This window comes from Sulfitobacter sp. 1A10359 (assembly GCF_043558145.1).
Lineage (GTDB): Bacteria > Pseudomonadota > Alphaproteobacteria > Rhodobacterales > Rhodobacteraceae > Sulfitobacter > Sulfitobacter faviae.
This window is the reverse complement of record NZ_JBIFGB010000003.1, coordinates 319,116-337,166: the sequence shown is the minus strand read 5'-3', so window position 1 is coordinate 337,166 and position 18,051 is coordinate 319,116. Positions and strand designations below refer to the sequence as shown.

The 18,051-nt window shown below is 61.5% G+C and carries 15 protein-coding genes; 6 read left to right on the top strand and 9 right to left on the bottom strand.

The window, feature by feature from the left end; genetic code table 11:
• Positions 1 to 7: 7 nt before the first annotated feature.
• The gene (locus ACGYK2_RS10015) at positions 8 to 628 is read left to right on the top strand and encodes an RNA-binding protein (protein WP_271688604.1); all 621 of its coding nucleotides are present in this window, start codon (positions 8 to 10) and stop codon (positions 626 to 628) included.
• Between the two features lie 9 nt (positions 629 to 637).
• The gene (gene infB / locus ACGYK2_RS10010; protein ID WP_271688603.1) at positions 638 to 3,106 is read left to right on the top strand and encodes a translation initiation factor IF-2; all 2,469 of its coding nucleotides are present in this window, start codon (positions 638 to 640) and stop codon (positions 3,104 to 3,106) included.
• 9 nt (positions 3,107 to 3,115) lie between these two features.
• Here infB and ACGYK2_RS10005 read toward each other — a convergent pair whose 3' ends face one another.
• The 6 genes from ACGYK2_RS10005 to ACGYK2_RS09980 all read right to left on the bottom strand — a co-directional run bounded on the left by ACGYK2_RS10005 (position 3,116) and on the right by ACGYK2_RS09980 (position 7,639).
• Positions 3,116 to 3,922, bottom strand: coding sequence for a metallophosphoesterase (locus ACGYK2_RS10005; RefSeq protein WP_271688602.1), 807 nt, complete (start codon positions 3,920 to 3,922; stop codon positions 3,116 to 3,118).
• Positions 3,919 to 4,836 (bottom strand): diacylglycerol kinase family protein, encoded by a 918-nt coding sequence (locus ACGYK2_RS10000; protein ID WP_271688601.1) that lies wholly within the window; start codon positions 4,834 to 4,836, stop codon positions 3,919 to 3,921. The genes ACGYK2_RS10005 and ACGYK2_RS10000 overlap by 4 nt, the downstream gene beginning before the upstream one ends.
• Before the next feature lie 81 nt (positions 4,837 to 4,917).
• Positions 4,918 to 5,040 (bottom strand): hypothetical protein, encoded by a 123-nt coding sequence (locus ACGYK2_RS09995; RefSeq protein WP_271688600.1) that lies wholly within the window; start codon positions 5,038 to 5,040, stop codon positions 4,918 to 4,920.
• A 117-nt stretch (positions 5,041 to 5,157) separates the two neighbouring features.
• On the bottom strand, positions 5,158 to 5,556 hold the full coding sequence (gene mutT / locus ACGYK2_RS09990; RefSeq protein ID WP_067264286.1) for an 8-oxo-dGTP diphosphatase MutT: 399 nt from the start codon (positions 5,554 to 5,556) through the stop codon (positions 5,158 to 5,160).
• A gap of 4 nt (positions 5,557 to 5,560) precedes the next feature.
• Positions 5,561 to 6,787: a bifunctional glutamate N-acetyltransferase/amino-acid acetyltransferase ArgJ gene (gene argJ / locus ACGYK2_RS09985; RefSeq protein ID WP_271688599.1), complete on the bottom strand. Its 1,227-nt coding sequence runs from the start codon at positions 6,785 to 6,787 to the stop codon at positions 5,561 to 5,563.
• Positions 6,788 to 6,790: 3 nt separating this feature from the next.
• Positions 6,791 to 7,639: a peptidylprolyl isomerase gene (locus ACGYK2_RS09980; RefSeq protein WP_271688598.1), complete on the bottom strand. Its 849-nt coding sequence runs from the start codon at positions 7,637 to 7,639 to the stop codon at positions 6,791 to 6,793.
• A gap of 173 nt (positions 7,640 to 7,812) precedes the next feature.
• Here ACGYK2_RS09980 and secA point away from each other — a divergent pair, with 173 nt between their 5' ends.
• The 3 genes from secA (at position 7,813) to ACGYK2_RS09965 (ending at position 13,168) form a co-directional block, all read left to right on the top strand.
• On the top strand, positions 7,813 to 10,515 hold the full coding sequence (gene secA / locus ACGYK2_RS09975; protein ID WP_271688597.1) for a preprotein translocase subunit SecA: 2,703 nt from the start codon (positions 7,813 to 7,815) through the stop codon (positions 10,513 to 10,515).
• Between the two features lie 102 nt (positions 10,516 to 10,617).
• A complete protein-coding gene (locus ACGYK2_RS09970; protein ID WP_271688596.1) occupies positions 10,618 to 11,589 on the top strand; it encodes a hypothetical protein in 972 nt (323 codons plus the stop codon).
• A gap of 19 nt (positions 11,590 to 11,608) precedes the next feature.
• Positions 11,609 to 13,168, top strand: a complete 1,560-nt coding sequence (locus tag ACGYK2_RS09965) for a phosphate ABC transporter substrate-binding/OmpA family protein (protein WP_271688595.1) — start codon at positions 11,609 to 11,611, stop codon at positions 13,166 to 13,168.
• Between the two features lie 10 nt (positions 13,169 to 13,178).
• Here ACGYK2_RS09965 and radC read toward each other — a convergent pair whose 3' ends face one another.
• From radC to dnaK, 3 genes are all read right to left on the bottom strand, one after another.
• Positions 13,179 to 13,940, bottom strand: coding sequence for a DNA repair protein RadC (gene radC / locus ACGYK2_RS09960; RefSeq protein WP_271688594.1), 762 nt, complete (start codon positions 13,938 to 13,940; stop codon positions 13,179 to 13,181).
• Positions 13,941 to 14,048: 108 nt separating this feature from the next.
• Positions 14,049 to 15,197, bottom strand: coding sequence for a molecular chaperone DnaJ (gene dnaJ, locus ACGYK2_RS09955; protein WP_067264268.1), 1,149 nt, complete (start codon positions 15,195 to 15,197; stop codon positions 14,049 to 14,051).
• Between the two features lie 82 nt (positions 15,198 to 15,279).
• Positions 15,280 to 17,202 (bottom strand): molecular chaperone DnaK, encoded by a 1,923-nt coding sequence (gene dnaK, locus ACGYK2_RS09950; protein ID WP_271688593.1) that lies wholly within the window; start codon positions 17,200 to 17,202, stop codon positions 15,280 to 15,282.
• Between the two features lie 207 nt (positions 17,203 to 17,409).
• Here dnaK and ACGYK2_RS09945 point away from each other — a divergent pair, with 207 nt between their 5' ends.
• The gene (locus tag ACGYK2_RS09945; RefSeq protein ID WP_271688592.1) at positions 17,410 to 18,012 is read left to right on the top strand and encodes an alpha-ketoglutarate-dependent dioxygenase AlkB; all 603 of its coding nucleotides are present in this window, start codon (positions 17,410 to 17,412) and stop codon (positions 18,010 to 18,012) included.
• Positions 18,013 to 18,051: the final 39 nt, after the last annotated feature.

Below are 18,051 nucleotides of genomic sequence, written 5' to 3'. Positions count from 1 at the left end.
GTTGCACATGGGACGCGGTGGCGCCTCGAATGACCGCTCAGACGGTGCGGAACGCAAGTGCATCGCCACGGGCGAGGTGCAGCCGAAACACGGGTTGATCCGTTTCGTGGTCGGCCCGGACAATCAGGTTTACCCGGATATTCTAGGTAAACTGCCGGGCCGGGGCATCTATGTCGCGGCGGATCGTGCGGCGCTGGAATTGGCCATCAAGAAAAAGGCCTTTTCCCGCTCGGCGAAACAGCCGGTCACCCTGCCCGACGGGCTGGTCGACGAGGTCGAGCAGCAGTTGGCGCGGCGGGTGGTGGAGTTGATCTCGCTCCAGCGCAAGGCGGGCAAGGCGGTCGCCGGTTACGAAAAGGTCAAGGGTTGGTTGCAAACCGAAGAGGCCGAAGTATTGATACAGGCCGTAGACGGGTCAGGGCGCGGCAAGTCCAAGCTGAGCACCCCACACTATGGTCATTACATCGGTTGGTTGACAGCCGATGAATTGGGTTTGGCATTCGGTCGCCAAACTGTGATACATGGGGCGCTCGCCTCTGGTGGACTCACGCAACGTGTTGTAGAGGAAGCCGGTAGACTTAAAGGCGTGCGCGTAAACGAGGGTGGCAACGGCCATCCGAAAGGATAGACGAGCTTCATGAGCGATAGTGACGGCAAGAAAACATTGGGTCTGCGCGGTGGCGCACGTCCGGGGAACGTAAAGCAAAGCTTTAGCCACGGGCGTACCAAAAACGTTGTGGTCGAAACCAAGCGCAAGCGTGTTGTGGTGCCCAAACCGGGTGGCCAGAAATCAACAGGTCCGGGCGCCGGGCCGATTGGCGATCCCAAGAAGCGCCCCGCAGGCATCACCGATGCCGAGATGGAGCGCCGTCTGAAGGCCGTTCAGGCCGCCAAGGCCCGTGAGGCCGAGGAAGCCGCGCAGCGTGAAGCCGAGGAAAAAGCCCGCGCCGAAGAGCGTGAGCGTCGCCGGGCCGAGATTGAGGCCAAGGAACGCGAAGAGCGTGAGCGCGAAGAAAGCCTCAAAGCCAAGGCCGAAGAAGACGCCCGTCGCAAGGCAGAGGCCGAAGCGGCCGCTGCTGCGCCCACGCCCGAACCCGCCGCTGCACGCGAGCCGGGCAACAAACCTGCGCCCGCCGCGACACCGCGCAAAACCACGGACCGTGACCGCGACGACAGCAAGAAGCGCAATAAAGGTGGCGACAGCCGCCGCGCGGGCAAGCTGACCGTCAATCAGGCGCTTGCCGGTGGCGAAGGTGGTCGTCAGCGCTCCATGGCGCAGATGAAGCGCAAGCAAGAACGTGCGCGTCAAAAAGCGATGGGTGGTCAGGTCGAGCGTGAAAAGATCGTGCGCGACGTGCAACTGCCGCCCGCTATCGTGGTCTCTGAACTTGCCAACCGTATGGCAGAGAAGACCGGCGCGGTGGTCAAGGCGCTGATGCAAAACGGCCTGATGGTAACCCAGAACGAAACCATCGACGCCGATACAGCCGAGCTGATCATCGAGGAATTCGGCCACAAAGTGGTGCGCGTTTCCGACGCCGACGTCGAAGATGTCATCAAAGAGGTCGAGGACGATCCGAAGGACCTGCAATCGCGTCCCCCGGTCATCACGATCATGGGCCACGTCGACCACGGCAAAACCTCGCTTCTGGACGCGATCCGCAACGCCAAGGTTGTGGCGGGCGAAGCCGGTGGCATCACGCAGCACATCGGCGCCTATCAGGTGAAAACCGACAACGGCACCGTGCTGTCCTTCCTCGACACGCCGGGTCACGCGGCCTTCACCTCCATGCGTTCGCGCGGGGCTCAGGTGACGGATATCGTGGTTCTGGTGGTCGCGGCGGATGACGCCGTGATGCCGCAGACGATCGAAGCGATTGCCCACGCGAAAGCGGCCAAGGTGCCGATGATCGTGGCAATCAACAAGATCGACAAACCCGCCGCCAATGCCGACAAGGTCCGTACCGATCTGCTTCAGCACGAAGTCATCGTCGAGAAGATGTCGGGCGATGTGCAAGACGTCGAAGTTTCGGCAGCGACAGGCCAAGGTCTGGACGATCTGCTCGAAGCCATCGCGCTGCAGTCGGAAATCCTCGAACTCAAGGCGAACCCGAACCGGGCCGCCGTGGGTGCGGTGATCGAAGCGCAGCTTGACGTGGGCCGCGGCCCCGTGGCGACTGTGCTGGTTCAGAACGGCACGCTGCGTCAGGGCGATATCTTCGTCGTGGGTGAGCAGTACGGTAAGGTTCGTGCGCTGATCAACGACCAAGGCGAGCGCGTCAAAGAAGCCGGGCCTTCGGTGCCGGTTGAGGTGCTGGGCATCAACGGCACGCCCGAGGCCGGTGACGTGCTGAACGTGACCGAGACCGAAGCGCAGGCCCGTGAGATTGCCGAGTATCGTGCGCAGGCCGCCAAGGACAAACGCGCCGCTGCCGGTGCCGCCACGACGCTGGAACAGCTGATGGCCAACGCCAAGGCGGACGAGAACGTCAGCGAGCTGCCGATCTTGGTCAAAGCCGACGTTCAAGGCTCCGCTGAAGCGATCGTTCAGGCGATGGAGAAGATCGGCAACGACGAAGTCCGCGTTCGGGTTCTGCACTCCGGTGTGGGCGCGATCACCGAGACGGATGTCGGCCTTGCCGAAGCCTCCGGCGCGCCGATCATGGGCTTCAACGTGCGTGCCAATGCCTCAGCTCGGAACACGGCGAACCAGAAGGGTGTCGAAATCCGCTACTACTCGGTCATCTATGACCTTGTGGATGACGTGAAAGCGGCCGCAAGCGGCCTGCTGAGCGCCGAGATCAAAGAGAACTTCATTGGCTACGCCAATATCAAAGAAGTCTTCAAAGTCACTGGTGTGGGCAAAGTCGCAGGCTGTCTGGTTACCGAAGGCGTCGCCCGCCGCAGCGCCGGTGTGCGTTTGCTGCGCGACAACGTCGTGATCCACGAAGGCACGCTGAAAACGCTCAAGCGCTTCAAAGACGAAGTGCCCGAGGTTCAGTCCGGTCAGGAATGCGGCATGGCATTCGAGAACTACGAAGACATCCGCCCCGGCGATGTGATCGAGATTTTCGAGCGCGAAGAAGTGACGCGCACCTTGGCCTAAGCCAAGCGCTTACAAGATGAATTCTCCAGAGGCCCGGTCGAATTGCCGGGCCTCTGCTTTTGTGAAGGCCTTCTTGCTGTCATCGAAACTGATCCGCGCCAGATTGACGTGTAGGGGCGAGATATCGATCAGGTTGAAATCATTCGGCTCCCCCCGCTGGCGCGAAGACAGGCTGGTTCCCGCGTGCAGTTGGATTGCCAGATGACCGTCATGCTCAGGCGCTGGATGGGCAAAGGTGCCTGCGTGCCAAATATGTAGATGCCCCGAGAGGATCAAGTCGGCGCCGCAGTCCAAGAGCCGCTTCAGCGCGCGTTTCGCGCCGGGAATGGGCTTCTTGTGGGTCTCATTGGGGTGATCCAGCGGATGGTGGCAAACCGCAATGCGCAGGGTCTTTTCCCCCCCGCGTGACAGGGCGCGGCAGGCGCGGCCTAAACGGCGCAGGCCCAGTTTGCCGGTCTGCCATTTGAACCGATCAACGGTGTTGATCCCCACGGCGACAAAATCCGCCCCCTCATGCACTGGCGTAAGGTCGTGATCGATCCAACGCCGGTAATAGCGCCACGGGGCGAAAAACCGGGTAAAGGGGCGGTGCAGCGGAATATCGTGATTGCCCGGCACGCTCAGCACCGGTGCGTTGATCCGGTCGATAAAGGCCCGCGCGGCGCGATACTCTTTTTCCCGCGCCCGTTGAGTCAGGTCGCCCGAGATGATCACCAGATCGGGGTCATAGCCATTCACCGCCTCTAGGAGCGGCACCAGAAGGTCGGGGCGGTCCTTGCCGAAGTGCAGGTCGGATAGGTGGATCAAACGGCTCATCGCACGGTCTTCCCGGTCGTGGAGGGTATAAAGATATGAATGGGCGAACTGGCACGAGTGAGCCGATACGGGCCGCGCATTACCGCAATCTCTCCGTCCCGCGCGACATAGCGCTTGCGTTGCTTCATGCGTATCTCAATCTCGGACCCGCAGAGCATTTCGTAGTCCGTGTGGTGTTTCGCGCGACCTGTCGCCAACGCCACCGCATGGCGCAGCAGGCCGAAACGATAGGTGTCAGGGGCGACCAGCAGCACCATATCGCCGCGCGCGATGCAGTCCTGCCCATCAAGCCCCATTTGATCCAGTTGAAACGCGTTGTTCACCGCGAAAACCAGCGGGGTGCGCAACTGGCTCTCTTTCCCGTCGACCACGATAGTCAGTTTGAGCGAGGTGCGGAAATCCATCAAGGCTTTGATCACCGACCAATAGGCGGCGATCCGGCTGCGTCCCCAACGGCGGTAGATGCCTTCGCGTGTCTTGAGGATCGCGGGATAGGCGCCGATGCTGGCGTTGTTCAAAAAGGTCTCACCGTTGATCGTCGCCACATGCACCGGGCGACTGTCGCCAGCGGCGATGACGTCGACCGCCTCTTCAAGGTTCTCTGGAATACCCATCGACCGCGCGAAATAGTTGAAGGTGCCCTGCGGGATGATGCCGAGCGGACGGTCGTGGTCTACCATGGCCGAGGAAACGCCCGAGATCGTGCCATCCCCGCCCGCGACGGCAATGATCCCCTCGCCGCTAGACAGGGCTTCGCGCGCTGCGCTAGCAGGGTCGTTGCGTTTGTCGGTATGAATGAATTCTGCCGTGATCCCATGCCGCGCAAAGGCGGAGCGGATCGTGTTTTCGGCTTGGTCACCGTCTTGACGGCCTGAACCGCGGTTCAGAATGACGATAGCGCGCTTCGATGACATAAGTTCCCCTGCCAAATGCTCGGGGAAAAACGCGGTGGAACGCCTATTTGTTCACCTCAATAGGCGTTCCGATGAGATTTTTCAGACAGGCTTGCCTTCGAAAATCTTCCCGTCGACCTGAACGGCCATGCGACCGCCCGCCAACATTTTTACAAAGATACCCTGAACGTAAATGGAACTTCCGATTGCGATGGTTCTCAACATGTCGGCACCCTTTCATACAGATGTTACAACTCTGCCTCAGGATGGTGCGCATTCGGTTAAAAAATCCGCAACATGCTGAGCGATTGGCGATCACTAGTGCAATTCTGCCACTCTACGCTAGAGCCAATCACGCAATATTGATATAAGCGGCACGTCTGCCTCGGGCATCGGATAGGCGCGCATTTCGTTCGGGCGCACCCATTTCAGGGTCTGCCCCTCGCGGGAAACCGGTGTGCCGCCCCATTTGCGACAGGCGAACAGCGGCATCAGAAGGTGGAAATCACTGTAGCTGTGGCTGGCAAAGGTCAGCGGGGCAAGACAGGATTCCCATGTCTCGATCCCCAGTTCCTCATGCAACTCGCGGATCAGCGCCGCTTCTGGCGTCTCTCCGGGTTCGATCTTGCCGCCCGGAAACTCCCAAAGGCCCGCCATCGGCTTGCCTTCGGGGCGTTGGGTCAAAAGCACGCGGCCATCGATGTCGATCAAGGCCGCGGCGGAAACCAGCACTGTCTTCATCTGGTCAGGACCGATAATCGGCGTTGATGTCGATATAGCCGTGGGTCAGGTCACAGGTCCAAACCGTGCACTGCCCCTCGCCAAGGCCCAGATCGACGCCGATGGTGATGTTCTGACCCTTCATATGCGCGGCGGCATCCTCTTCGCAGTAGTCTGGGCTGCGCCATCCGTCGCGCGCGACTTCGATATCGCCGAAACGGATCGACAGACGATCACGGTCCGCCGCGGCCCCGGATTTCCCGATGGCCATGACGACGCGGCCCCAGTTGGGGTCTTCGCCCGCGATTGCGGTTTTGATCAGGGGGGAGTTGGCGATGGCCATGGCGTGGATTTTGGCTTCGTCATCGTTGGAGGCACCGGTTACGGCCACTTCGACGAATTTCTGCGCGCCTTCGCCGTCTTTGACGACCTGATGCGCGAGGTCCATCATCACGTCCCGCAGCGCCGCGTCGAAGGCTTCATTGCCCGATACATCGACACCGGAGGCGCCTGTTGCGGCCATGATCAGCGCGTCGGAGGTGGAGGTATCACTGTCGACAGTAATGCAGTTGAACGTTGTCTCGGTATGGGTCGAAAGGCGCTGTTGCAGCTCGTCCGTCGCCAGCACCGCATCGGTAAAGATATAGACCAGCATGGTGGCCATATCGGGCGCGATCATGCCCGACCCTTTGGCGATCCCCGCGATAGACACGGTTTTGCCCCCGATCTCAACCGTAGCGCTGGCCCCTTTGGGGAAAGTGTCCGTCGTCATGATGGCGCGCGCCGCGTCTTCGATGCCTGCGGGGTCAAGCTGGGCATGGAGATCACCCAGCACGGCGGTGATCCGTTCATGTGGGAGGGGTTCGCCGATGACACCGGTGGAGGAGGTGAAGACCCGCGCTTGCGGCACGCCGCAGGCCTCGGCAGCGGCGGCGGTGATCGCTTCGACCGCGTCGGTGCCGCCCCGCCCAGTAAAGGCATTGGCGTTGCCCGAGTTCACGACGATGGCGGCGCCTTCGTCCGAGGCGCCGCCGATTTTTGCCTGGCAATCCAGCACCGGGGCGGCGCGGGTGGCGGAACGTGTGAACGCCCCCGCCACGGCGCTGCCCGGCGCCAGTTTCGCCAACATCACATCGGTGCGCCCTTGATAGCGCACGCCTGCGGCGATGGTGGCGAAGGTCACGCCGTCGATAACCGGCAGTTCGGGAAAACGGGCCGGGGCGAGCGGCGAGACAGCCAGGGATTTAGCCATGAGTTAGTTCAGCCATTCGATGTTGTTGAGAACGGAAGGGTCGACGCCTTCGGCCGCGCTGCGGTCAACCTCGGCGGAGTCGGTCAGGCTTTCGATGGCCTCTTGCACGTTGGTCTGGCGGATTTGGGTTTCCAGCTCTTCACGCACGTCTTCCAGTGCGGGGGCTTCGGCGGTGCGCGTCTCGTTCAGCTTGATGACATGCCAGCCGAACTGGGTTTCCACCGGTTCCGACACGCTGCCGGCTTCCATGCCAGCGACGGCCTCTTCAAAGGCAGGAACCATCATGCCGGGGCCGAACCACCCCAAGGAGCCGCCACCGGGGCCGGAGGGGCCGGTCGATTTCTCTTTGGCGAGTTCGGCGAAATCCGCGCCGCCGTCGAGTTCTGCCTTGATCGCGTCGGCTTCTTCCTTGGTTTCGACAAGGATATGCGAAGCGTTGAACTCGGGTTCAGGCTCTGCATCGCTGTATTGCGCGTCATAAGCCGCTTGCAGTTCTTCGTCGCTGACATCTTCGGCCATGACGCCTTCGATCGCCTCACCCGCGGTGAGCGAGCGGGTCTCATTCTCGAGCGACAGGGTCACGCGCGGCGGCAATTCGCCGGTAAAGCTGTCGGCGAGGGCCGTCTGTTGCACAAGCTGGTCCAGAAGACCTTTGAACAGCACATCTTCGGGCAGTTGTTGGTACTGCTGGGGCAGGCTCGCGCGTGCGACAATCATATGCCCAAGCGTGATTTCGGTGTCGTTGACGGTGGCAACAACCGTGTCGAGACCCGGTTCGTCCTGGGCGGCCACAGGCAGCGCCACAGCGGCGGCAAGCGCCAAAGACGACAGAAATGTGAGGGGTTTTTGCATGGTTGGGTCCAATCGCTTCCTTCGTAGCAGGGCTGCTACATTGACAGTGTATGGCACGCCCCTTACATCGCCTTATGGCGCTGAGAGGCGCGGGCTCATCCACTATCTATGGGCTGCCATGGCGCTCGGCAACCAGATCGGCGCAAGACATCATAACTTCGGCGGGAGATTACATGCTGGGTATCGGAACAATCGCCAAAAAGGTCTTTGGCACGCCAAACGACCGGAAGATCAAGGCGACCCGGCCGCTTGTGGCTCGGATCAACGCGCTGGAGCCTGAGTTCGAAAAGCTGAGCGACGAAGAGATCAAGACGCGCACCGAGGAGTTGGCCAAACGGGCCGATGCGGGCGAAAGTCTTGACGATCTGCTGCCCGAAGCCTTTGCCAACTGCCGCGAAGCGGCCCGCCGCACCCTTGGCCTGCGTGCTTTCGACACCCAGCTTTTAGGCGGGATTTTCCTGCATCAGGGCAATATCGCCGAGCAAAAGACCGGTGAGGGCAAAACCCTGACCGCGACCTTCGCGGCCTACCTCAACGGGCTTACGCATAAAGGCGTGCATGTGGTGACGGTGAACGAATACCTTGCCAAACGTGACGCCGAATGGATGGGCAAGGTCTTTGGCGCGCTCGGTCTGACCACCGGCGTCGCCTATTCCGGCATGCCCGAAGACCAGAAGCGCGCGGCCTATGCCTGCGACATCACCTATGCCACCAACAACGAACTCGGCTTCGACTACCTGCGCGACAATATGAAGTCGAACCTGTCGGACATGCTGCAACGCGGCCATAACTTTGCCATCGTGGACGAGGTCGACAGTATCCTGATCGACGAAGCGCGGACGCCGCTGATCATCTCCGGCCCCTCGCAGGACCGCTCCGAGATGTACCAGATCATCGACGCGCTGATCCCGTCGCTCACCGAAGAGCATTTCGAGCTGGACGAGAAGACCCGCAACGTCACCTTCACCGACGAGGGCAATGAGTTCCTCGAAGAGCAGTTGCGCGCGCGGGAATTGATCGAAGAGGGGATGACCCTTTACGACCCCGAAAGCACGACAATCGTGCACCACGTCAACCAAGGTTTGCGCGCGCATAAGCTGTTCCAGCGCGACAAGGACTACATCGTGCGTGATGGCGCGGTGACGTTGATCGACGAATTTACGGGCCGCATGATGCCGGGCCGCCGCCTGTCGGACGGTCTGCACCAAGCGATTGAGGCCAAAGAAGGCGTCGACATCCAGCCCGAGAACGTGACCCTCGCAAGCGTCACTTTCCAGAACTACTTCCGCCTATACGACAAACTGGGCGGCATGACCGGCACGGCCCTGACCGAAGCCGAAGAATTCGCCGAGATCTATGGCCTCGGTGTGGTCGAAGTGCCGACCAACGTGCCAATCGCCCGTGTGGACGAAGACGACGCCGTCTATCGCACCGCGCGTGAGAAATACGAGGCGATGATCGAGCGGGTCAAAGAGGCCCACGCCAAGGGGCAGCCCTGCCTTGTCGGCACCACTTCGATCGAAAAGTCCGAACAGCTCAGCGCCATGCTGACCGCCGCCGGGATCGAGCACAATGTGCTCAACGCCCGCCAGCACGAGCAAGAGGCGCAGATCATCGCCGAAGCGGGCAAGTTGGGCGCGGTGACCATCGCCACCAACATGGCGGGCCGCGGCACCGATATTCAGTTGGGCGGCAACGTCGAATTGAAAGTGCTCGACGCGCTGGATGCCGATCCTGAGGCCGACCCGGCCAACATCCGCGCCCAGATCGAAGCGCAGCACGCCGAAGAGAAGCAGAAGGTGCTGGAGGCTGGTGGTCTCTACGTTCTGGCTTCTGAGCGTCACGAGAGCCGCCGCATCGACAACCAGTTGCGGGGCCGTTCGGGCCGTCAGGGTGATCCGGGCCGCACCTCTTTCTTCCTGTCGCTCGAAGATGACCTTATGCGCATCTTCGGTTCGGAACGGCTTGAGAAAGTGCTGACGACGCTGGGCCTGAAAGATGGCGAAGCCATCGTGCACCCATGGGTCAACAAATCGCTGGAGCGCGCGCAGGCCAAGGTCGAAGGCCGCAACTTCGACATCCGCAAGCAACTGCTGAAGTTCGATGACGTGATGAACGAGCAGCGCAAGGTGATCTTTGGCCAGCGCCGCGAGATCATGGAGGCGGACAACCTCAATGAGATCGTCACCGACATGCGCGAGCAGGTGATCGACGATCTGATCGACACCTATATGCCGCCCAAGACTTATGCCGATCAGTGGGACACCCAAGGTTTCTATGCCGCAGTGATCGAACAGTTGAACGTCGACGTGCCGATCATCGCATGGTGCGAAGAGGACGGCGTGGATGATGAGGTGATCCGCGAACGTCTGATGAAAGCCACGGATGAGCTAATGGCCAAGAAGGCCGAGGCCTTTGGCGAAGAGAACATGCGCAACATCGAGAAACAGTTGTTGTTGCAGGCCATCGACACCAAATGGCGCGACCACCTGCTGACGCTCGAACATCTGCGTTCGGTCGTAGGCTTCCGCAGCTACGCGCAGCGCGATCCGCTGAACGAGTATAAGAACGAAGCCTTCCAATTGTTCGAGACGATGCTCGACAGTCTGCGGCAGGACGTGACCCAAAAGCTGGGCCAGATCCAACCGATGAGCGAAGAGCAGCGCCGCGAGATGATGCAGGAAATGGCCGCCCGTCAGGCCGCGATGCAGGCTGCGGCGAGCGAAGCGGCAGATGAGGCCTCTGAACAGGCCGAGGCCGCAGCCCCCGGTTTTGACGAGAACGATCCGTCCACATGGGGCAACCCGGGCCGGAACGATCCCTGCCCCTGCGGCTCTGGCAAGAAGTTCAAACACTGCCACGGTCAGATCACTTGAGCGGCGTCACCTTTTCGCCCATAACTTGGCGTTTCAGGGCCATACCCCGGCCCTGATCCGCGCCCATAAAGTCTCTAACGAATCCGTTGGAGGAGACTTGTCATGTGGCGCACGAAAGAAATTCTGACAGCTGTCGGCACTCTGGCCTGTGCGGTGGGCATTGGCTATGTCATGCAAAGCTCCGACACCGCGCAGCAGCGCTATGGCGCGGCTGAGGCGCAGCGCCCGGTGGCCGACAATGGCGCGTTACTTGAGGTTGAAGGCATCACCCTGACCTCTGCCGCGCTCGACAGTCCCATCGCGCTGCCAACACTGGATGACCGCGTGATCAAGGCCGCAGCGCCCCAAAGCCTGCCGCCCGCCCCGGAAAGCCACGGCGCCGCGATCCCCGCGACCTGCGATATCATTGCCGAAGCGGATGCCGTCGCCGCCGCGATGGTGAAACTCACCCTCGATGCCGCCTGCCTGCCAAATGAGCGGCTGACCGTGCACCATAATGGGATGATCTTTACCGAAGTGACCGATGACCAAGGGCAGTTGTCCGTCACCGTCCCGGCCTTGGCGGAAGAGGCTGTTTTCATCCTCGCCTTCGGCAACGGTGATGGCGCGGTGGCGCAGACTTCGGTCCCTGAACTCTCTGATTTCAACCGCGTCGTGCTGCAATGGAAAGGCACGGCAGGGTTTGAGCTTCACGCCCGCGAGTTCGGCGCGGATTACGGTGAGGCGGGCCACGTCTGGTCCGGTGCGCCGCGCGATATGACCGCCGCGGTGCTGGGCGAAGGGGGCTACATGACCCGCAATGGCGACATTGAGGCTTCTGAGCCGCTGATGGCCGAAGTCTATAGTTTCCCGGTCGCCAAAGCGGGGCAGGAGGGCGATGTCGCGCTCAGCGTGGAGGCCGAGGTGAGCGAGGCGAACTGCGGACTTGAGATCGAAGCACAGGCGCTGGAACTGCGCGGCGATGATCCGGTGAAAACCCAGAACCTGACCCTCGCCGTGCCGGACTGTGACGCGGTCGGCAACTTTCTGGTGTTGAATAATTTGCTCCAAGACCTGAAAGTCGCGCAGAACTGACGCAACCGGGTAGGTCTAGATGAACGGGTTGAAACGTGCGGCGATCAGCGCCGCACTTTTGCTTTTTACGACGGGCGCATCCGCAGCGCAGGACATCGCACTGACCTCGCGCGATGGCAGTGTCGAACTCAGCGGCACCCTGCTGGGGTTCGACGGCGAATTCTACCGCGTCGAGACGGACTATGGCGAGTTGACCGTCGACAGCAGCGGCGTCTCTTGCGCCGGTCCGGGCTGCCCCAACCTTGCGGATTTCGTGGCCGAGGTGCGCTTCTCGGGCTCCGCCACCATGGGGGCGGTGCTGATGCCCGCGCTGATCGAAGCATTCGCCGCGCGCCAAGGCTATACCGTTAGCCGTGAAGAGGGGGACAGCGGGCACTTCGCGCTGCTGCTCTCGCGTGAGGATGACGGCAAGCTTGCCGCGCGGTTCGATTTCCGGGCAAGCAATACCAACGAAGGCTTTGCCGATCTGCTGGCGGATGAGGCTGATGTCGTCATGGCCCTGCGCGAGGTGCGCCGCGAAGAGCGGATCAATGCCCGTGAGGCGGGCTTGGGTGATCTGACCGGTGCCAATCGCAGCCGGGTTCTGGCGCTTGATGCGGTGGTGCCCGTGGTCGCCCCGTCCAACCCGGTGAGACAAATCTCGCCGCTGACCTTGGCGCGGGTGTTCTCGGGCGAGATCAAGAATTGGCAGCGCCTCGGCGGGCCGGACGCACCGATTGAGTTGCATTTGCCCACCGCCGACAGCGGGTTGAGCCAAGCCATCGTGGATCAGGTGCTCACCCCCGCCGGGCTGGAACTGAGCGCCGATGTCACCCGCCACGCCATGCCCGATGCGCTGGCCGAAGCGGTCGCGCGGGATGTTTTTGCCCTTGGCATCACCAGCTATGCCGAACAGGGTGAGACCGAGGTGCTGACCCTTGGCGGCAACTGCGGTTTTGCGCTGGATGCCGCACGGCGCATGATCAAAACCGAAGACTACCCGCTGACCGCGCCGATGTTCCTCTATTTCCCCGCCCGGCGCTTGCCGCTGATTACGCGGGAGTTTCTGGCCTTCACCCGTGGCCCTTCGGCCCAGATCGTGATCCGCCGGGCCGGTTTTGTGGATCAAACGCCCGAGGAAATCCCGGTTGAGGAACAGGGCAACCGCTTTGCCAACGCGATCATCACGGCGGGCGCGGAAACGCCGCTGGAAGAGTTGCAGCGCATGACAGCGACACTCGTGCCGATGGCGCGGCTCACCACCTCTTTCCGCTTCGAGGCCGGGTCGATCCGGCTTGATGCGCAGTCGCGATCCAACGTGCAGCAATTGGCGCGCGCCTTGGAGCAGGGGCAGTATGATGCGCGGCGGCTGATGTTCGTGGGCTTCAGCGATGGCGAGGGGGCCGCGCGGGCCAACCGCGAAATCGCCCTGCGCCGGGCCGAAGCGGTGCAGCGCGCGGTCAGCGCGGCTGCGGTCACGGCCAATCTGTCGCGCATCGATTTGCGGGTCGATGCCTTTGGCGAGGCGATGCCGATTGCCTGTGACGACAGCGAATGGGGCCGCCAGGCCAACCGGCGAGTCGAGGTTTGGGTCCGCTAGGCACACCCCGCTATAAATGCCCCTCACTGCGAAAGCTGAGCTCGCGCGATTTTCCGATGATCAGGTGATCATGCAGGGTTAGCCCCAAGGCGTCACAGGCGGCGGCGACCTGCCGGGTCATGTCAATGTCTGCGCGTGACGGGCTGGGATCGCCCGAGGGGTGATTGTGCACGAGGATGATCGCGCTGGCGTTCAACTCTAGCGCACGTTTGGCAACCTCGCGCGGGTAGACCGGCACATGGTCCACCGTGCCCTTCGCCTGTTCCTCATCGGCGATGAGGATGTTTTTCCGGTCGAGGTAGAGGACGCGAAACTGCTCCATCTCCAGATGGGCCATGGTGGTGTGGCAATAGTCCAGCAGCGCATCCCATGAGGAAACGACATGCCGTTGCAGCACCTTCGCCCGGGCCAGCCGCTGCGCTGCGGCCTCAATGATCTTAAGCTCCACAATCACCGCCTCTCCGACGCCTTTGACATCGCGCAGCCGGGCGGCGGGGGCGGTGATGACGCGGTTGAAATCGCCGAACCGGTCGAGCAGTTCGCGCGCCAGCGGTTTTACGTCCCGGCGCGGGATGGCGCGGAAGAGGACAAGCTCCAACATCTCGTAATCCGGCATGGCCGCCGCGCCCCCGTCAATGAAACGGCTGCGCAGGCGCTGGCGGTGATCCGCGATATAGGAGGGTTGCTTGCCCGTATTGGACGGCGGGCTGTGCGCTTCGTCCAGCAGATAGGGGAGGGGCTGATCAGCCAAGGTTCTCGGGGCACGGCTCATGCCCGGAGTGTCGCGCCAAAGTGGTTATTATTCGGTTAACGGACGGTTAAAACTTCGTTCACCACGCTGCCTAAAAAGGGGAGCCGCATCCACGGCTCCCCCCAATGGTTAACCCTTCATCGAATCCCAGAAGGATTTGACGGAAGAGAAGAAGTTGCTGCTCTCGGGGTTGTTGTTCTGGGCCTCGCCCTCGAACTCCCGCAGCAGTTCTTTCTGCCGGTTGGTCAGGTTCACCGGGGTCTCGACCGCCAGTTCGATGATCATGTCACCCACGCCACCGCCACGCAACGGCGGCATGCCTTTGCCGCGCAGACGCATCTGGCGGCCCGATTGGCTGCCCGCGGGGATCTGCACGCGGCCACGGCCCCCGTCGATGGTGGGCACTTCGATATTGCCACCCAGAGCGGCAGTGCTCATCGACACCGGAACACGGCAGAAGAGGTTCGGTCCGTCGCGTTCGAACAATTCGTGATCGGCCACCTCGATAAAGATGTAGAGATCACCCGACGGCCCGCCGCGCATGCCCGCTTCGCCTTCGCCAGCGAGACGGATGCGGGTGCCGGTTTCGACGCCCGCGGGGATGTTGACCGAGAGCGTGCGCTCTTTCTCAACCCGGCCCGCGCCGCGGCATTTCTTGCAAGGGTTCTTAACGATCTGCCCCATTCCGGAACAGGTCGGGCAGGTCCGCTCGACGGTAAAGAAACCTTGCTGCGCGCGCACCTTGCCCATGCCCGAACAGGTGGGGCAGGTCGAAGGTTCCGCGCCGCCTTCGGCACCGCTGCCGTCACAGGCGTCACATTGGACGGAGGCCGGGACGGTGATCGACTTTTGCATGCCCGAAAAGGCATCTTCGAGCGAGATGCGCAGGTTGTAGCGCAAATCGGCCCCGCGTGCGGCACGGCGTCCGCCGCCACCGCCACGTTGGCCCATGAAGTCGCCGAAGAGGTCGTCGAAGACGTCGGAAAAGGCCGAAGAGAAATCGCCCTGACCGCCGCCCATGCCGCCGCCGGGACGCCCGCCGCCCATGCCACCTTCAAAGGCGGCGTGGCCATAGCGATCATAGGCGGCTTTCTTGTCACCGTCTTTGAGCACGTCATAAGCCTCGCCCACTTCCTTGAACTGGGCTTCGGCTTGGGGGTTGTCTTTGTTGCGGTCGGGGTGGAGGTCCTTCACCTTGCGGCGATAGGCTTTCTTGATCTCGTCGGCAGAGGCCCCTTTGGCAACGCCAAGCACCTCGTAGTAGTCACGTTTTGCCATGGGTTATCATGCTCCTGCGCTGGAACGTGATAGGCCGGCCCGTCTGACGGACCGGCCCTTTCACAGGTTCCGTTTCACACGCTTACGCGCGCTTGTCGTCGTCCAGATCTTCGAACTCGGCATCCAGGATGTCGTCATCGCCACCTTGGGCTTGCTGAGCATCCGAAGGCTGCGCCGTGTCCTCGCTGCCGCCCTCTTCCTGAGCGGCCTTATAGATGGCTTCGCCCAGTTTCATGGCGGATTCGGTGACGTTCTGGATGCCGTTCTTGATCTTGTCGGCGTTGTCTGTTTCCAGCTCGTCTTTCAGCGCGGCAATGGCCAGTTCGATCGCTTCGACGGTGGTCGGGTCGACTTTATCGGAATGCTCTTCCAGCGACTTCTCGGTCGAGTGGATCAGCGATTCCGCCTGGTTCTTCGCTTCGATCAGCTCGCGACGGGACTTGTCCGCCTCGGCATTCTCTTCCGCGTCCTTGACCATCTGTTCGATGTCCGCATCCGACAGACCGCCCGAAGCTTGGATCGTGATCTTCTGCTCCTTACCGGTGCCTTTGTCGAGCGCGCCGACCGACACGATGCCGTTGGCGTCAATGTCGAAGGTCACTTCGATCTGCGGCATGCCGCGGGGCGCAGGCGGGATGTTCTCAAGGTTGAAGGCACCGAGCATCTTGTTGTCGGCAGCCATCTCACGCTCACCTTGGAAGACCCGGATGGTCACGGCGTTCTGGTTGTCTTCGGCGGTCGAGAAGACCTGAGACTTCTTCGTCGGGATCGTGGTGTTGCGGTCGATCAGACGGGTGAAGACACCACCGAGCGTCTCGATACCGAGGGACAGCGGAGTCACGTCGAGCAGGACCACGTCCTTCACGTCGCCTTGCAGAACACCGGCCTGAATGGCGGCACCAAGGGCCACGACTTCGTCCGGATTCACACCCTTGTGCGGCTCCTTGCCGAAGAATTTGGAGACCTCTTCGGCCACCTTCGGCATACGGGTCATACCACCCACGAGCACGACTTCGTCGATGTCGGACGCGGACAGGCCGGCATCCTTCAGCGCGGCGGCGCAGGGCTTCATCGAAGCTTTGATCAGGTCACCAACAAGGCTTTCCAGCTTGGCGCGGGTCAGCTTCATGACCATGTGCAGCGGCGAGCCATCCTTGCCCATCGAAATGAAGGGCTGGTTGATCTCGGTCTGGCTGGAAGAGGACAGTTCGATTTTCGCCTTCTCAGCAGCTTCCTTCAGACGCTGCAACGCCATCTTGTCTTGCGTCAGGTCAACGCCGTTGGCCTTTTTGAACTCTTCCGCAAGGTAGTTCACGATGCGCATGTCAAAGTCTTCACCGCCAAGGAAGGTGTCGCCGTTGGTGGATTTCACTTCGAACAGGCCGTCGTCGATCTCAAGAATGGTCACGTCGAATGTACCGCCGCCAAGGTCATAGACCGCGATGGTTTGCGTGTTCTCTTTGTCGAGGCCGTAGGCCAGCGCGGCGGCTGTCGGCTCGTTGATGATGCGCAGCACTTCGAGACCGGCGATCTTGCCGGCGTCTTTGGTGGCCTGACGTTGGGCGTCGTTAAAGTAGGCAGGCACGGTGATAACCGCCTGAGAGACTTCCTCACCCAGATAGCTTTCTGCGGTTTCTTTCATCTTGCCGAGGATGAAGGCCGAGATTTGGCTTGGGGAGTATTTCTCACCCTTGGCTTCGACCCATGCGTCGCCGTTGCCGCCGTCGATGACGTTGAACGGCATGTTTTTCTTGTCTTTGGCCAGATCCGCATCGTCGTTGCGGCGGCCGATCAGGCGCTTGACGCCAAAGACTGTGTTTTCGGGGTTGGTGACCGCCTGGCGTTTCGCCGGCTGGCCGACAAGGCGTTCATCGTCGGTGAAGGCGACGATCGACGGCGTGGTGCGCGCGCCTTCGGCGTTTTCGATCACACGCGGCTGGCTGCCATCCATGATGGCGATACAGCTGTTGGTGGTGCCAAGGTCAATACCGATTACTTTGGACATGTTTCGATCCCTCTTTGAATCTAAGGCGATGACACGAGGCGCGGACCCGTTTTGGCATCCTGCCCCGATCTGTTGACATCGAAGACCACGTGCCTTCGACGGTTCGGAGCGTATATAGGGAGGGTATTTGCACCCTGCAACCATTGGCTGGTCTGGATGGTCGCGATTCCGTGATGTTTTTGCTAAACGAGTGAGGAAGAACGAAAAATGACTGCTTTGCGCCTCCGGGGCTTTGATATTCACAAGGAATTTCTAGGAAGAGCGGCCCAGCAAGAGGTGCTGGAGGCGGTGCGCGGCGTGGTGCGTCAGGCGCCGTTCTTTCGCCCCGAAGTGCCGCGCGGCGGGCGCATGTCGGTCCGGATGAGCGCGGCAGGGCGCTATGGCTGGTTTTCGGATCGGCGTGGGTATCGTTACGTCACCGAACACCCCGACGGTGAGCCTTGGCCCGAGATCCCGGTGCCGATTATGGCGATTTGGGATCAGTTGACCGGGTTGGAGCGCCGCCCGGAATGCTGCCTGATCAACTACTACGATGCCGATGCGCGTATGGGGCTGCATCAGGACCGGGACGAGGCGGATTTTCAGTGGCCTGTGGTCTCGGTCTCTCTGGGGGATGATGGGTTGTTTCGGATCGGCAACCTAACCCGAGGCGGCAAGACGGAATCGATCTGGCTGCAGTCGGGCGATGTGGTGGTGATGGGCGGAGATGCGCGGCTGACCTATCACGGCGTGGACCGGATCAAACCCGGCACCTCGACATTGCTGCCCAAAGGCGGGCGGATCAACTTGACGCTGCGCGTGGTGGAGTAGCGTTTTCTTTGAAAGAGAACGGTGACGGACTTTTTTAAA

Coding starts and splice junctions, on each gene's coding strand:
- ACGYK2_RS10000 (WP_271688601.1), bottom strand. CDS start 4,836: ATGTCATCGAAGCGCGCTATCGTCATTCTGAACCGCGGTTCAGGCCGT.
- ACGYK2_RS10015 (WP_271688604.1), top strand. CDS start 8: ATGGGACGCGGTGGCGCCTCGAATGACCGCTCAGACGGTGCGGAACGC.
- dnaK (WP_271688593.1), bottom strand. CDS start 17,202: ATGTCCAAAGTAATCGGTATTGACCTTGGCACCACCAACAGCTGTATC.
- argJ (WP_271688599.1), bottom strand. CDS start 6,787: ATGGCTAAATCCCTGGCTGTCTCGCCGCTCGCCCCGGCCCGTTTTCCC.
- dnaJ (WP_067264268.1), bottom strand. CDS start 15,197: ATGGCAAAACGTGACTACTACGAGGTGCTTGGCGTTGCCAAAGGGGCC.
- ACGYK2_RS09995 (WP_271688600.1), bottom strand. CDS start 5,040: ATGTTGAGAACCATCGCAATCGGAAGTTCCATTTACGTTCAGGGTATC.
- mutT (WP_067264286.1), bottom strand. CDS start 5,556: ATGAAGACAGTGCTGGTTTCCGCCGCGGCCTTGATCGACATCGATGGC.
- infB (WP_271688603.1), top strand. CDS start 638: ATGAGCGATAGTGACGGCAAGAAAACATTGGGTCTGCGCGGTGGCGCA.
- secA (WP_271688597.1), top strand. CDS start 7,813: ATGCTGGGTATCGGAACAATCGCCAAAAAGGTCTTTGGCACGCCAAAC.
- ACGYK2_RS09980 (WP_271688598.1), bottom strand. CDS start 7,639: ATGCAAAAACCCCTCACATTTCTGTCGTCTTTGGCGCTTGCCGCCGCT.
- ACGYK2_RS10005 (WP_271688602.1), bottom strand. CDS start 3,922: ATGAGCCGTTTGATCCACCTATCCGACCTGCACTTCGGCAAGGACCGC.
- ACGYK2_RS09945 (WP_271688592.1), top strand. CDS start 17,410: ATGACTGCTTTGCGCCTCCGGGGCTTTGATATTCACAAGGAATTTCTA.
- ACGYK2_RS09970 (WP_271688596.1), top strand. CDS start 10,618: ATGTGGCGCACGAAAGAAATTCTGACAGCTGTCGGCACTCTGGCCTGT.
- radC (WP_271688594.1), bottom strand. CDS start 13,940: ATGAGCCGTGCCCCGAGAACCTTGGCTGATCAGCCCCTCCCCTATCTG.
- ACGYK2_RS09965 (WP_271688595.1), top strand. CDS start 11,609: ATGAACGGGTTGAAACGTGCGGCGATCAGCGCCGCACTTTTGCTTTTT.